The organism is Streptomyces sp. SirexAA-E (assembly GCF_000177195.2).
Classification (GTDB): Bacteria; Actinomycetota; Actinomycetes; order Streptomycetales; family Streptomycetaceae; genus Streptomyces; species Streptomyces flavovirens.
In genome coordinates, this window is sequence record NC_015953.1 from 2,050,550 (window position 1) to 2,062,944 (window position 12,395).

Here is a 12,395-nt window from a genome sequence, read left to right on the forward strand (position 1 = left end):
CACAGGCGGTTGGGGCGCCTCCGTACCGATGGGCGCGGCCGACGCATCCTCGCGCCATCGAAATGGGCGGCAACTCTCTTGCGTAGAAGGGATGATGCCGACATGAACCGAGTCAACAACACACTCGCCGTCCGCGCCGAGGACCTCAACGACTCCTACGTAGGCGAACACTTCTCCTACGAGCACCCCAAGACCGGGGTCGAACTCCACGCCCGCATCGCCGCGATCCAGTCCAACGGCCGCTACATGAACATCTACCTCGACGGCCTCATGACCAACGGCACCACCGACGTCCTCACTGTGGGCGACTGGGAGGAGCTCTACTTCCCGCCCATAGAGGACTGAACGCCGCACCGGGCGCCACCGCAGTTCCCCTCACCGGCGGGGGCGTCGTCGTCGCGGGAGGGCTCCGAAGACGACCCGCTCCGTGAGGGGGTGGCCTCCTTGTGGACTACGGCCACGAGAAAGCCCCTCAGCCAAGGACGACTGAGGGGCCGGAACAGGCTCAGACCTGCGTTGATCCCTGGTGGGCGCGGACGGTTTCGAACCGCCGACATCTGCTTTGCAAGTTCAGCCGAAGGTGCCTGAGCACCCGGGCGAACTGGGCCACGGCCGCTGTTCAGGTTTCCAGAGCAGCCATTGTGCACCGCCGTTGATGTCAGGAGTGAATGTCAGCTCACGGATTCGGCATCTGCTCCTCGGCTGCCCTGCGCGGTCGCGACAAAGCCGCCGCGGCACGCCTGTCGTCTGCGTGCTTCTGCTCTATCGCAGCTCTCAGCTCCCCAGGAGTCGGCCATGGGGCGCGCCGGTGGATCATGCGGTGACAGTTGGCGCAGATGAGGGCAAGATCGCCGAGCTTCGTCCGCCCTTCCCCCGCTACGTGGAGCGGAAGTACGTGATGACATTCGATGTACCCCGCACCACGGTCCCCGTATATCTTCTCGAAGTCGAAGCCGCAAGCCTCACAAGCGAGCTGTCCGCCACGCTGGAGAACAGAAGCGATCTTCTTCTTGCGCAAGCCCTTGTTCCGCTCGCGCGCCCTGTGCCGGCGCATGAGCAGCCGTCCCTCAGGCGCGCTGAAGTCGTCACCGAACTCCTCTTCCTCAGCCGGCGCGAAGGACTGCAAGTCGCCGGTCGCGATGCCCTGTCGGATCAGCTTCGCGGCCTCGGTCATCTCCTGCGGCCGGGCAAGGAACTCGTGCAACACTGCGATATCCAGTGCGCCGCCGTTGGTGGGCTTCCCCTGGTACTCCGGGTGCCGAGTGGCAATGTCGAACGTCTTACGAGCGACGCCGTTGGGGTTGCGGAACTTCTCGTTGCGGTCCGCCTCGGCATGGATGGGAAGCAACTGGAGCAAGGCGGACAGCTCCACTACCCAGGCGTCCCCGGCGTCCAGCCCTTTCCAACCGTTCTCCATCACCAGCTGACAGGCAAGGATGATCTCGTCGCGAGCCCAGTCCGGGTTCTTGACGGCCTTAACCTGGAAGCCCACCCGCTTGAGCCACGCCGCGGCGTGATCCTTGCCGCCGCTGAACTCGTCCGGCCTGAGGGCCCGTCCCTGATCCCACTTGTGGGCCACCCCGGCAACAGCCTTGGAGTCGTACTCCTGACCCTCATGAACCAGGACGTAGGACCGCGCCTCCCCGAAGCCGTACTTCGACAGGAAGGCGTCACGCCCCACCTCATCATGCTCTTTCAGGACCTTGAGTACGGACTCTCGCGTGATCGCACCTCTTCGCATAGGAGGATCGTAGGACCAAGCACTGACAGCGCCGTCGGCTTCCGCCACACCGCGATGGCGCACGGCATCTTCGTCCCGAAGCAACTGGAGCGGGTGTCTGGCCTTGGACCAGTACCTCTGTCAGCTTCACAGATGGGCCTGCCGTGTCCGCGTTGATCCGCCGCGGCATCGTCACGCAACTAGCCATTACCTTCGAGCAGCTGACTCACCTAAGCGTTGTCCCGTAAATGATCTACGGCGTGCTGGCTGACCTGCTTGTTCCTTCGTCGCCCGGCGAGGGTGAGGTTGTACAGGCGGGCGATGCCGAGCATCGCGTGGTGGACTCCGTCACCTTTAAGGCGGCAGTCGCGGAGGATCTTCCAGGTCTTCATCCGGGCGAAGGCGTGCTCGACGCGGGCGCGGACCTTGCGGTGCGATGCGTTGTGCTCCTCTTTCCATGGCTCCAGTTCACTCTGGCCGGGTTCGCGGCAGTGCGGAATGACCAGGCCGGTGCCCCGGTAGCCGCCGTCCGCGATGACCGTGGTCCTGCCGACGGCGGTCTTCGCCCCGGGCAGCTCCCACGCCTTGCAGTCGTTGCGGTGGCCGGGCAGCGGGCGGCTGACCGCGACGACCAGCCGGGTGTCCGCGTCGATGACGACCTGGTGATTGGTGGAGTACCGGTAGTTCTTGGACTGCTCGGCGATGCTGTGGTCGAGGGTGGGGATCAGGGTGCCGTCCACGATCAGCACGGTGTCCTTGCGGAACCGCTTGCGTTGCTGGAGCGCGAGCGACGGCCCGAGATGGTCGATGATGCGATCGGCCGCGGACTTCGACACCCCAAAGGGCGGCGCCAGCTGCCGCATGGTCAGGTTCGTCCGCCAGTAGGCGGCGACCAACAGGACGCGGTCCTCCAGCGGCAGGCTCCACGGCCGGCCCTTACGCACCGGATCCGCGCCTTCCCGCCGGGGCGCAGTGATCAGCTTGCCGAACTGACGCGGACTTAACCCGCTGAACGGGGCTGTCCAGGAGGGCTGCGACGCAGTGATCACACCGGACACAGCAAGATCATCTCACCCCTGACCAGCAGTTACGGGACAGGCCTTAGGCGCCGCATCCGGAGAGGACGCCGACTGCCACCCCGCCTTCTCCCCCGACCCCGAGCAACAGGTAAATGGGACACTGGAATCGAAAATGTAAAAAGATTCAGGTCATCGAACCCACAGATTTCCTCCTCCTCAACCCACCACTCACCCCGGCTCCCATCCCGTCCGCCTTCGGCCCACACGTCGTGGAGAGGGCGTGGTCCAGGGCGTCAAGGTGGAGCGCGCCACTGCACGAACGACCTTGACGCCCTGGACCACGACTGCTCGGCTCTGCCTGGGTCGAAGGTGGTCGGGATGGGAGCCCACGACGCTCGCCACGCTCCGACCGGCGTCCCGCCCCGCGTCGTGATGGAGATTCTCGGGCACAGTCAGATCGCGGTCACGATGAACGTCTATGCCCACGTCGTCCAGGACACGCAGCGCGAGGCCGTGAGTCACCTCGACCGGATGTTGAAGCGGCAGCGTCCCGACCGTGGGTGATCGTGCCCGTGGATGTCAAAGACCCCCAGCCATGAGCGGCTGGGGGCCTTTGCACTGGTGGGCGCGGACGGTTTCGAACCGCCGACATCTGCTTTGTAAGAGCAGCGCTCTACCCCTGAGCTACGCACCCGTGGATGAAGCAACAGGTTACATGGCCCGGGCCCTCCGGCGGCAATCGGCACCCAGGCCCCATCGGCTGCACCACGGGCCCCGCTCGCCGCTCCCGGCGGGCCCCGGGCGCCGGGCGTGCGGGGGATATCCCCACCCCCGAGACGGTAGCCGTCCGGATCGTCGCGGGGTGTTGCGGCTGCATAACGTGGAGCCACACCGGCAGCGCTCACCAGGGGGACCCGATCATCATGACCATCCGTACCGGCAGCAAGGCGGCACTCATGGCCACCGGCGGCACCGTGCTTCTCGTCGCCGCCCTCAGTGGTTGCGGCGGCACGGACGTGGACGACGCGCCTGTCGAGAACAAGTCGTTCGCGTACAGCGGTACCTCCCTCACCATCGACGCGGAGAACTCCGTCGTGGACGTCGTACCCGCCGACGTGAAGGAGATCGAGGTGACCCGGCAGGTCGACGGGTGGGCCTTCCTGGGCAGTGGGCCGGATCCGTCCTGGAAGCTGGAGGGCGACAAGCTGACGTTCCGGGTGAAGTGCCGGGCGCTGATCAGCAACTGCGAGTCGCACCACCGGGTGAAGGTGCCCCGGGGGCTCGACCTGGCCGTGGACGCGGACAACGGAACCGTCACCGCGACCGGGTTCGACACCCGGCTCGCGGTCTCCGCCGACAACGGTGACGTCGTCGTACGGGAGTGCAGCGGCCCGCTGGACCTGAAGAGCGACAACGGCGCCGTCCGGGCCGAGCGGTACGCGGGGACCTCCGTCATCGCCCGTGCGGACAACGGGTCCGTGAAGATCGGGTTCACCAAGGTCCCGGATCTAGTGGACGCCGTCAGTGACAACGGGAGCATCACCGTCGACCTGCCGGCCGGCGACCAGGAGTACGCCGTGTCCGCCTCGGCCGACAACGGGGACGTCTCCGTGGACGTCCCCCGCAGCGCCACGAGCCCTCACGTCGTGAAGGCGAGCAGCGACAACGGCGAAGTCACCGTGCGAAGGGCGAACTAACCGGCCCCCGTGTTCGTCCTTACTGGTGCGAGAATGAACCGGGCAGGGCGAATCGGCACGGGAGAGGGATGTGACGGCGACGCACGCGCGGCCGCAGGTGCAGGCGAGTGGCGGTAGGACCGTCCGTGACGTCCTGGCGCTGATGCTGCTGCCGGTGCCCCTGGTCGCCGCCGCCCTGCCGGGCGCCTTCGCCGGCGGGGGGACCCGGCGTTGGTTCGGCGGCCGTGGGGAGAGCCAGCGGGCGGACGCGCAGGCGGCGAAGGACGCCGCCGCGGCCGCGTTCTACGAGCTGGACACCGCGCAGCGGGACCTGAAGATCTCGATCGAGACGATCAGCGCGGTGGACAGTTCGCCCCGGGCCCGCAAGGCCGTGGACGACTTCGCCGCGTTGGGGCGCCGGATCGACGAGGCGAGCCACACCTACATCACCGCGGTCGACGAGCACGACCTCGACCGTGACGACCTGGACCAGTCGGTCGCCGCCGCCGCGAAGACGCAGCTGACCCGGGCCAAGGACGACCTGGTGCGGGTCAAGGGCGACCTCGACCGCTTCGCCCAGGGGCTCGGGCCGCTGCTCGGCAGCGCCGAGACGCAGCTGGCCCGGCTCGCCCCCGCCGTCGAGCGGGCCCGCCAGGCGCTGCTCGGGGCGAGCAACGCCCTGGACGCGGTGCGGGCCTCCGGGCTGCGCGCCGACGACCTCGCGGCGCGGCTGGCCGCCCTCGCCCCGGAGCTGACCAAGCTGAACCAGGGCGCCGGACAGCACGGCGTGGCCGAGACGCTCCAGCGGGCCGATCAAGTGCTGCGTGACGCCGAGGCCGTGCGGGCGGAGGCCGAGCGGCTTCCGGAGCGGGCCGCCGAGATCGACCGCCGGCTGGTCTCCCTGCGGACCAGGGCCCAGGCGCTGACGACGCGCGCCGGGCAGGTCGAGCCCGTCCTGAGCGAGCTGCGGCGACGCTTCTCGGCGGCCTGCTGGCAGGACCTCCAGCCCGTTCCCGAGCAGGCGGCGACCAACGTGCGGCAGGCCGAGGAGAAGTTGGCCGAGGCCGCCCAGGCGCGGTCCGAGCAGCGCTGGGCCGACGCCACCTCCCGGCTGAGCACCGTGCGGGCCCTGTTGAACGCGACCGACGACGCGGTGTCCGCGGCCGGTGACCGGTTGCAGCGCCTGAACGCCGTGTCGAAGGACCCGCAGGCGGAGATCGAGCGCACCCGGTTCGCGATCCGGGACGCCCAGCGGCTCGCCATGGCCGGGCGTCACACCCCGGACCCGCGTCACGCCCGCCCGCTGGACGACGCGGTGGCCCGGCTGGAGCGTGCGATCGCCGGTCTGGAGGGCCGCCACCCCGACTACTGGCACTTCCTGACCGAGACCGAGGCCGTCCGGCAGACGGCGACCCGGGTGGTCTCCGCGATCCGGGACGAGCTGGGCGGCGGCAGCACCGCCTGAGCCCGCCCCGCACCACCAGGGCGCCCGGGCCAGGACTTGTCCCGGGCCGACGGCAGGCCGAAGGTGGGAAGTAGGTACACGGCGCTACGTACCCGCGACGGCACCCCGGACGCGCACCGGCTCAGGCCTTCCGGCCGGTCCGTGCCGGTGGCGGCCGTACGCGGCCGAAGGAGGCCGTCATGGCCACGCACCTCGTCCTGCACCCCCGTCGGCGATCCACCGACGCGGACTCCCCCGTCTCCCCCGCCCCCGGTTCGCATCCCCCGGGACGGTGGCACCGCAAGGCCACCCGGCTCGACGAACAACTGCCCGTCGACCACCGGCTCAGCCAGGTCTACCGGATCGGGGCCGGCCTGATGGGACTGGTACTCGTCGCCTTCGGCATCCTGGGGCTGCTGGACCGCATCGGCTTCTTCGACACGGGCGGCGACACCGTGGCCGGCCTGAACACCAACGGCGCGCTCAGCGTGCTCTCCATCTGCATCGGGCTGCTGCTCTTCGGCGGCATGGTGATCGGCGGGAACCTCGCCTCGACCCTGAACATGGTCCTCGGCGTCGCCTTCCTCGTCAGCGGCTTCGTGAATCTGGCGCTGCTCGACACCGGCGTGAACTTCCTGGCCTTCCGCATGCAGAACGTGATCTTCAGTTTCGCCGTCGGGCTGCTGCTGATGACGTTCGGCATGTACGGGAGGGTCAGTGGCGGCCTCCCCCACGACAACCCGTACTGGCGGGCCCGCCACCAGGGGAACGGCCCGACGCCGCACAGGAGGCCCTTCCCGATGCCGGAGAACCCGCGGCGCAGGGCCTAATCTGGGGCCATGCCCCGTTACGAGTACCGCTGCCGCCCCTGTGACGACACCTTCGAGGTCAGCCGCCCCATGGCGCAGTCGTCCGACCCGGCCACCTGCCCCGCCGGGCACGAGGACACCGTGAAGCTGCTCTCCACCGTGGCCGTCGGCGGCTCGGCCGCGTCCGCCGCCCCGGCCGCCGCCCCCGCGGGTGGCGGTGGCGGTGGGTGCTGCGGCGGGGGCTGCTGCGGCTGACCGCTCCGGGGAACCGCGCGCCGTCACTTCTTGCGGGAGAGCGTCAGGCCGTCGGCCACGGTCAGCAGGACGCTGTCCATCCGGGCGTCGGCGCGCACGTGGGCGTTGAACTCCTTGATGTCCGCCGCCGGCCCGGTCGCCTCCGGGTCGGTGACGCGTCCGTGGAAGAGGACGTTGTCGGTGACGACGAGGCCGCCGGTCCGCATGCGCGGCACCAGCTCCTCCCAGTACGGGATGTAGTTGCCCTTGTCGGCGTCCAGGTAGGCCAGGTCGATGTGCGGTTCTGCCGGCATCGCGCGCAGCGTGTCCAGCGCGGGTGCGATGCGTAGATCGATCCGGTCCGCGACGCCCGCCTTCTCCCACGCCTCACGGCCGTACGCGGTCCACTCCTCGGAGACGTCGCAGGCGATCAGCGTGCCGCCCGGAGGCAGCGCCTGGGCCATCGCCAGGGCGGAGAAGCCGGTGAACGTGCCGACCTCGACGATGTGCCGGGCCCCCGTCAGCCGGACGAGGAAGGCCAGGAGCGGCCCCTGTTCCTCGGAGGACTGCATGCCCGCCTTCTCGGGCAGCCGGGCACGGGTGGTCTCGACGAGCTCGCGCTGCACCGTGTCGAGCGGCGGGTTGTTCGCCAGCATGTAGGCGTACAGCTCGTCGGTGATCTTGGTGTCGTTCCCTCGGGTCACGGTGGTGCTCCCTGTTGTGTGCGGGCGAGGACGGCAGGACGCCCCCAGTCTGCCGAAGCCGGCCGGCCGAGGGCTTTTCACCACGCGCTCAGCGTCCGGCCCCCCGCCCCTCCTCGGCGGTCCGCAGGAGGCGGCGCAGGATCTCCTCGCCCGCCGCGACACCCCGCTGTTCCAGCGCCTCCGTGTTCGGCGCGTCCCAGCCGCTGTCGGCGAGTTCGCCGTGGGCGGGGCGCCACGCGCGGTCGGCGGCGAGCAGCAGGTCGGAGTCGAGCAGGGAGTCTCCGGCGGCGAGGGTCGTGGTGGCCCCGCACCGGCGGGCCACCTCGCGCATCGCCGCGCTCTTGGTGAGCGGCTCGGGCACGGCGTAGATCTTGCGGCCCTGAAGGGAGACGGTCCAGCCCCGGGGGCCGGCCCAGGCGGCGAGTTCCTTCACCCAGCCCGTGGGCAGGGCCGCGCGGTCGACGACGAGGTAGGCGAAGACGTCCTCGGCGACCCGTTCCTTGAGCAGCCAGGCGGGGTCGGCGGTGGCGAGGAGGTGGGCGCGGACCTCGGCGAGGGAGGCGCAGTCGGCGGCGAGCCGGTCGGCGACCTGCCGCTGCCAGTCCTCGTCGGAGACGCCGTCGACCAGGAGGTGCCCGCCGTTGGCGCAGATCGCGTACCGGGGCGGGGGGCCCGGGAGGTGGATGCGCCGGTACTGCTCCCGGGTCCGGGTGGTGGTGGGGACGAAGACCGTGGTGCGGGCCAGTGTGCCGAGGAGGGCGGCGGCCTCCTCCGTCATGTAGGAGAGGGGCGCCCGGCCGTAGACCTCGACGCAGAGCAGCCGTGGGGCCCGCTCGTCGTCCATGGTGAGCTGGAGGGCCGCCGCCGAGTAGATCAGGGTGCGGTCGAGGTCGCTGGCGACCAGCGTCACGGGCGCGGCGGGTGTCGTCACTTCTCCGCCACCGCCGCGGCCTCCGTCGCCGCCGCGACCGCCGTGCCGGAAGCGCCGGTCGCGCCCCGGGTGTATTTCGGGTGGATCAGCCCCACGCAGGTGTACGGCAGTCCGTCGACCTCCTCGACGGGCACTCCGCGCTGCTCGGCGAGCAGCCGTACGTGGGCGAGGTCCGCGCCCGCACCGCGCTTGGCGAGGATCTTCCAGGGGACGCGGCGCAGCAGCACCCGGGTGGTCTCGCCGACGCCGGGCTTCACGAGGTTCACGTCGTGGATGCCGTACTCCTCGCTGATCCGTTCCACGGCGGCCCAGCCCTCCCAGGTCGGGGCGCGGTCCGCGGCCAGCAGTTCCTTGGCCTCGGCGTCGACGGCGTCGGCGACCTCGTCGAAGCGGGCGGCGACGGTGTCCAGGAAGAGGCCGGAGACGTCGGTGCCCGCGAGTTCCCGGTAGAACTTGGCGCCGTGGTAGTCGTGCGGGCCGACCAGGTCGGAGCGCAGGACCGTGCGGGAGACCAGCCCGGAGACCGTGGAGTTGAGGCAGGCGGACGGGATGAGGAAGTCCTCGCGCGTGCCGTAGGTGCGTACGCAGCCGCCGGGGTCGGCGAGGACCGCGATCTCCGGGTCGAAGCCGTCGAACTCGGCTACGGCGGCGGCGAGTTCGCGGGTGATGGCACCCTTGCCGGTCCAGCCGTCGACGAAGACGACGTCGGCCGGGTCGTGGTGGGCGGCCAGCCAGCGCAGGGCGTTGGCGTCGATGCCGCGTCCCCGGACGATGGAGACGGCGTAGTGCGGGAGGTCGATGCCGTGCCGGTGCAGGGCCCAGCGGCGCATCAGGACGCCGACGGGGGTGCCTGCGCGGGCGAGGGATGCCAGGACGGGGCGGGGACCGCGTTCGGCGAGGACCGTCTCGGTGACGGTGCCGACGGCGCGGGCGATACGGGCGGCCGAGGTGTCCAGGGCCCCTCTGAACAGCTCCTGGTACTGCGCGGTGGGCTGGTACTCGACCGGCAGCGACTCGGCGTAGTGAGCGCCACCGCTCTGTATCGCCTCCTCACGCTCCTCGGTGGGGGCCTCCAGTGTCGTGTCCGAGAGGTCCTGGAGCAGCCAGCCGACCTCGTCCGCCGCGTAGGAGGAGAAGGCGGGGCCCCTCAGGGGTGCGGACAGCATGGCGGCTTCCTGACTTTCGACGAGTGACGGCGACGGGACGTACGAGGGGACGACCGCGAGCAGGACGCGGTCGGTGTGTGCGGCGAGCCGGTCCAGCAGGCCGCCGGGGGCGTGCAGGGCGGGGGTGTCGGCGGTGGAGTCGACGACGGCGACCACGGCGTCGTAGCCGGCGCCCGCGACGTTGTACGCGTACCGCTCACCGGGGCCGTCGGCCGGGTCGTCGTGGGCGGGGAAGACCAGGCGGGTGCGTATCGCGTAGCCGGGGTCGTCCACGGCTAGGACGGGTGAGCGGGTGGTGGTGGAGTACCGCACCTCGGCGGTCGTGGCGTCCTCCAGGGCCGTGCCGAGGCGCAGCGGCGCGTACATCAGCTCCTCGAAGCCCAGGACGAGCACCCGGCGGGCGCCGTCCAGGGCGTCGGCGAGCCGGGCCGCCATGTCCGGCAGGGCCGCCTCCAGGGCGGCGCGGTGGACCGGGGTGAAGCCGTGTCGCCCGCCGTCGGGGACGCCGGCGGGCCAGCCCAGCTCGACCCGCACGGGCGCCGGACGGCCGCCCCGGGGTTCCGGCTCCGCGGACGGGGGGTGCTCCTCGTGGGCGGCGACCAGGGCGACACCCTTCTCCAGGACCCCGTCCGGCAGGCGTACGGTGCCGCGGGCGCGGGTCACGAGGTCGACGCGGGCGCCGATCTCCTCGGCGAACACGGCGAGCTTTCCCCGGTCGGCCTCGGACCGCATGTCGACCAGCGCGACGATGACGTACCGGTCGCGGGGGTAGCGCTCGTGGAGGGCGCGGATCGTGTTGAGCACGGTGTTGCCGGTGGAGAACTCGTCGTCGACCAGCACCAGCGGGGCGCCCCGGTCCGGTGCGCTCAGCAGGTCCGGCCGTTCGGGGAGCAGGAGGTGGGAGGTGGCGTGCGAGTGCGCCTCCTCGAAGCCGCCCGCCTGGGCGACGCCCTCGACGGGGCGGCGCGTGGAGTGGAGGTAGGGGGCCACCCCGAGCCCGTCCGCGACGGCGTGCCCGAGGCCCGTCGCCGTCTCCGCGTATCCGACGACGACCGCGCGGCGCGCCTCGGTCTCGCCCAGCAGGTCGCGCACCCGCTCGCCGAGCTCGTGTCCGGCGCCGTGGACGACGGACGGGCGCTGCGGCACGTGCTTGCCCAGGACGTTCGACACCAGCAGATGGGCACGCTTCGGGTTGCGGCGCAGGGCCAGGCCCAGCAGTTCGCGGAGCTCCCCGTCGCCGACGAGCTCGACTCCCAGCCGTTCGGCGACCCAGTCGCCCGACCACTTCACGTCCACTGCCTCTTCTTCCCGACGTTCTTCCCGATGTGCTTCCGGACGTTCTTCCCGGACGGCCCGTGCCGATGCCCGTCCGCCCATGGTGGCGCTCAGTCCGCCAGTCCCGCGGCCAGGAGCTCCACGAATCCGACGTCCTCCCGTGCGACGCCGAAGACCTCGGCCCGGCGCAGGGTGCGCTCCGCCCAGGCGCGGTGCGGCTTCACCTCGTTCATCTTGTTGGTGTACGCCGAGCGCAGCACCCCGCCGCCGCCCCGCTCGGGGCGCAGGATGTCCTGGGCGTCCGTGTACTCCTCGTGGCTGACGACCGACAGCGCGTGCACGGGCTGGACGTGGGAGGGGTGGATGCAGGTCTTGCCGAGGAGCCCGTTGGCCCGGTCGAGCTCGATCTCGCGGAGGAGCCCGTCCAGGTCGTGCTCGATGAGGGCGGTGCGCAGTTCGTCGGCCGCGCGCCCCATGAAGGGGCTGCGGCGCAACTGCGGCTTGAACATGCGCTCCTGCTGGCGGAAGTACTCCCAGACCGGCCCGGTGATGGTGAACCCGGTGCCGTCGGAACGGCCCAGCACGTTCACCACGTCCCCGATGACGGAGCTGACGATCTGGACGTCGTACGCCGTCATGTCGGGAGACCGGCGCAGTCCGTAGGCGGAGCAGAAGTCGGTGACGCCGAGCCGCAGGGCGAGCACCCGGTCGCGGTAGGTGTCGACGGTGCGGGCGATGCCCCGGAGCGTCTCGCCCCGGCTCTCCAGGTGCAGCAGTTCCGGGGATTCGAGGACCGGCATCGCGAAAAGCCGGTGTCCGCTCGCCGACTCGGCCTCGGCGAGCGCTTCCAGGAACAGCTCTCCACGGTGTTCGGTGAATTTGGGAAGTACGAATCCGGACAACCATTGCACCGAACTGCCGAGGCGCTCGACAAGGTCGCCTATCTGTCCGGGCTCCCGCACCCTGATGAAGAGCAGCGGCATCTCGGCGGCCCGTTTCCCGATCTCCGCGAACTGCCGTACCAGATTGGCCTCGGCGCCGACGACTTCGGAGTCGTCGATGGAATCCTCCAGGCAGAGAACCATGGAAACCACCCCGCGCCCCGCCTGTTTGACCACGTCGTCGGCGAGCCGCGGCCGGGTCGCGGGGCTGTAGAGAGTGGCGCCGAGCGCGGCCGAGAGCACCTCGGGCGGCGAGTCGGCGCCGAACTCGCACGGTTCCTTGAAGAACAGGCCCTCGCGGGCGACGGGCGGGATGTGCCCGAAATGACGCATGTGAATCCCCCGTACTGCCTGAAGACCTGAGAACGTATGGCCGGTAATAGTACGTTCGGGCGGGTGTCGCTGGTTCCCCGGCCGTGTGAACTTCGGGTGTCCTGGCCATTCCCGCACCCGTCGCGGCGTGTTCGTGCGCGGCC

10 protein-coding genes, 1 tRNA gene and 2 pseudogenes are annotated in these 12,395 nt (G+C 70.6%); 6 read left to right on the plus strand and 7 right to left on the minus strand.

All coding sequences use genetic code 11. The annotated features are described in order from the left end of the window. The first annotated feature begins 102 nt into the window (after nucleotides 1–102). Nucleotides 103–345 (plus strand): hypothetical protein, encoded by a 243-nt coding sequence (locus SACTE_RS09070; protein WP_014045737.1) that lies wholly within the window; start codon nucleotides 103–105, stop codon nucleotides 343–345. 331 nt (nucleotides 346–676) lie between these two features. Here the strand turns inward: SACTE_RS09070 and SACTE_RS09075 are convergent, their stop codons facing one another. Both SACTE_RS09075 and SACTE_RS09080 read right to left on the minus strand, forming a co-directional pair. Next, nucleotides 677–1,741 carry an HNH endonuclease gene (locus SACTE_RS09075; protein WP_026359002.1) on the minus strand — a complete coding sequence of 355 codons (1,065 nt, stop codon included), beginning with the start codon at nucleotides 1,739–1,741 and terminating at the stop codon, nucleotides 677–679. A 269-nt stretch (nucleotides 1,742–2,010) separates the two neighbouring features. Beyond that, nucleotides 2,011–2,778, minus strand: a pseudogene (locus SACTE_RS09080) (transposase); the annotation flags it as partial. Nucleotides 2,779–3,099: 321 nt separating this feature from the next. Between SACTE_RS09080 and SACTE_RS09085 the strand changes: the two are divergent. Beyond that, nucleotides 3,100–3,303 (plus strand): annotated as a pseudogene (locus SACTE_RS09085) (site-specific integrase); the annotation flags it as partial. 55 nt (nucleotides 3,304–3,358) lie between these two features. Here the strand turns inward: SACTE_RS09085 and SACTE_RS09090 are convergent. Then, nucleotides 3,359–3,433, minus strand: a tRNA-Val gene (locus tag SACTE_RS09090). 229 nt (nucleotides 3,434–3,662) lie between these two features. Between SACTE_RS09090 and SACTE_RS09095 the strand changes: the two genes are divergently transcribed. From SACTE_RS09095 to SACTE_RS09110, 4 genes are all read left to right on the plus strand, one after another. Then, nucleotides 3,663–4,436: a DUF4097 family beta strand repeat-containing protein gene (locus tag SACTE_RS09095; protein WP_014045740.1), complete on the plus strand. Its 774-nt coding sequence runs from the start codon at nucleotides 3,663–3,665 to the stop codon at nucleotides 4,434–4,436. Nucleotides 4,437–4,506: 70 nt separating this feature from the next. Continuing rightward, complete coding sequence (locus SACTE_RS09100) at nucleotides 4,507–5,880, plus strand: hypothetical protein (protein ID WP_014045741.1); 1,374 nt, start codon at nucleotides 4,507–4,509, stop codon at nucleotides 5,878–5,880. Between the two features lie 179 nt (nucleotides 5,881–6,059). Further along, nucleotides 6,060–6,689 carry a DUF4383 domain-containing protein gene (locus SACTE_RS09105; protein WP_014045742.1) on the plus strand — a complete coding sequence of 210 codons (630 nt, stop codon included), beginning with the start codon at nucleotides 6,060–6,062 and terminating at the stop codon, nucleotides 6,687–6,689. A 9-nt stretch (nucleotides 6,690–6,698) separates the two neighbouring features. Then, nucleotides 6,699–6,923, plus strand: a complete 225-nt coding sequence (locus SACTE_RS09110) for a zinc ribbon domain-containing protein (RefSeq protein WP_014045743.1) — start codon at nucleotides 6,699–6,701, stop codon at nucleotides 6,921–6,923. Between the two features lie 23 nt (nucleotides 6,924–6,946). On the opposite strand, the gene SACTE_RS09115 is transcribed toward SACTE_RS09110, so the two are convergent. The 4 genes from SACTE_RS09115 to SACTE_RS09130 all read right to left on the minus strand — a co-directional run bounded on the left by SACTE_RS09115 (nucleotide 6,947) and on the right by SACTE_RS09130 (nucleotide 12,252). After that, complete coding sequence (locus SACTE_RS09115; RefSeq protein ID WP_014045744.1) at nucleotides 6,947–7,606, minus strand: class I SAM-dependent methyltransferase; 660 nt, start codon at nucleotides 7,604–7,606, stop codon at nucleotides 6,947–6,949. Nucleotides 7,607–7,694: 88 nt separating this feature from the next. Next, a complete protein-coding gene (locus SACTE_RS09120) occupies nucleotides 7,695–8,537 on the minus strand; it encodes a hypothetical protein (protein WP_014045745.1) in 843 nt (280 codons plus the stop codon). Beyond that, nucleotides 8,534–10,999, minus strand: coding sequence for a phosphoribosyltransferase (locus SACTE_RS09125; protein WP_019992679.1), 2,466 nt, complete (start codon nucleotides 10,997–10,999; stop codon nucleotides 8,534–8,536). The genes SACTE_RS09120 and SACTE_RS09125 overlap by 4 nt, the downstream gene beginning before the upstream one ends. Nucleotides 11,000–11,088: 89 nt before the next feature. Then, complete coding sequence (locus tag SACTE_RS09130) at nucleotides 11,089–12,252, minus strand: HpcH/HpaI aldolase/citrate lyase family protein (RefSeq protein WP_014045747.1); 1,164 nt, start codon at nucleotides 12,250–12,252, stop codon at nucleotides 11,089–11,091. Nucleotides 12,253–12,395 lie beyond the last annotated feature (143 nt).

What these genes read in the sequence shown, in the direction of transcription:
- SACTE_RS09075 (WP_026359002.1), bottom strand. Translation starts at nt 1,741, where the DNA reads ATGCGAAGAGGTGCGATCACGCGAGAGTCCGTACTCAAGGTCCTGAAA.
- SACTE_RS09130 (WP_014045747.1), bottom strand. Translation starts at nt 12,252, where the DNA reads ATGCGTCATTTCGGGCACATCCCGCCCGTCGCCCGCGAGGGCCTGTTC.
- SACTE_RS09070 (WP_014045737.1), top strand. Translation starts at nt 103, where the DNA reads ATGAACCGAGTCAACAACACACTCGCCGTCCGCGCCGAGGACCTCAAC.
- SACTE_RS09105 (WP_014045742.1), top strand. Translation starts at nt 6,060, where the DNA reads ATGGCCACGCACCTCGTCCTGCACCCCCGTCGGCGATCCACCGACGCG.
- SACTE_RS09110 (WP_014045743.1), top strand. Translation starts at nt 6,699, where the DNA reads ATGCCCCGTTACGAGTACCGCTGCCGCCCCTGTGACGACACCTTCGAG.
- SACTE_RS09095 (WP_014045740.1), top strand. Translation starts at nt 3,663, where the DNA reads ATGACCATCCGTACCGGCAGCAAGGCGGCACTCATGGCCACCGGCGGC.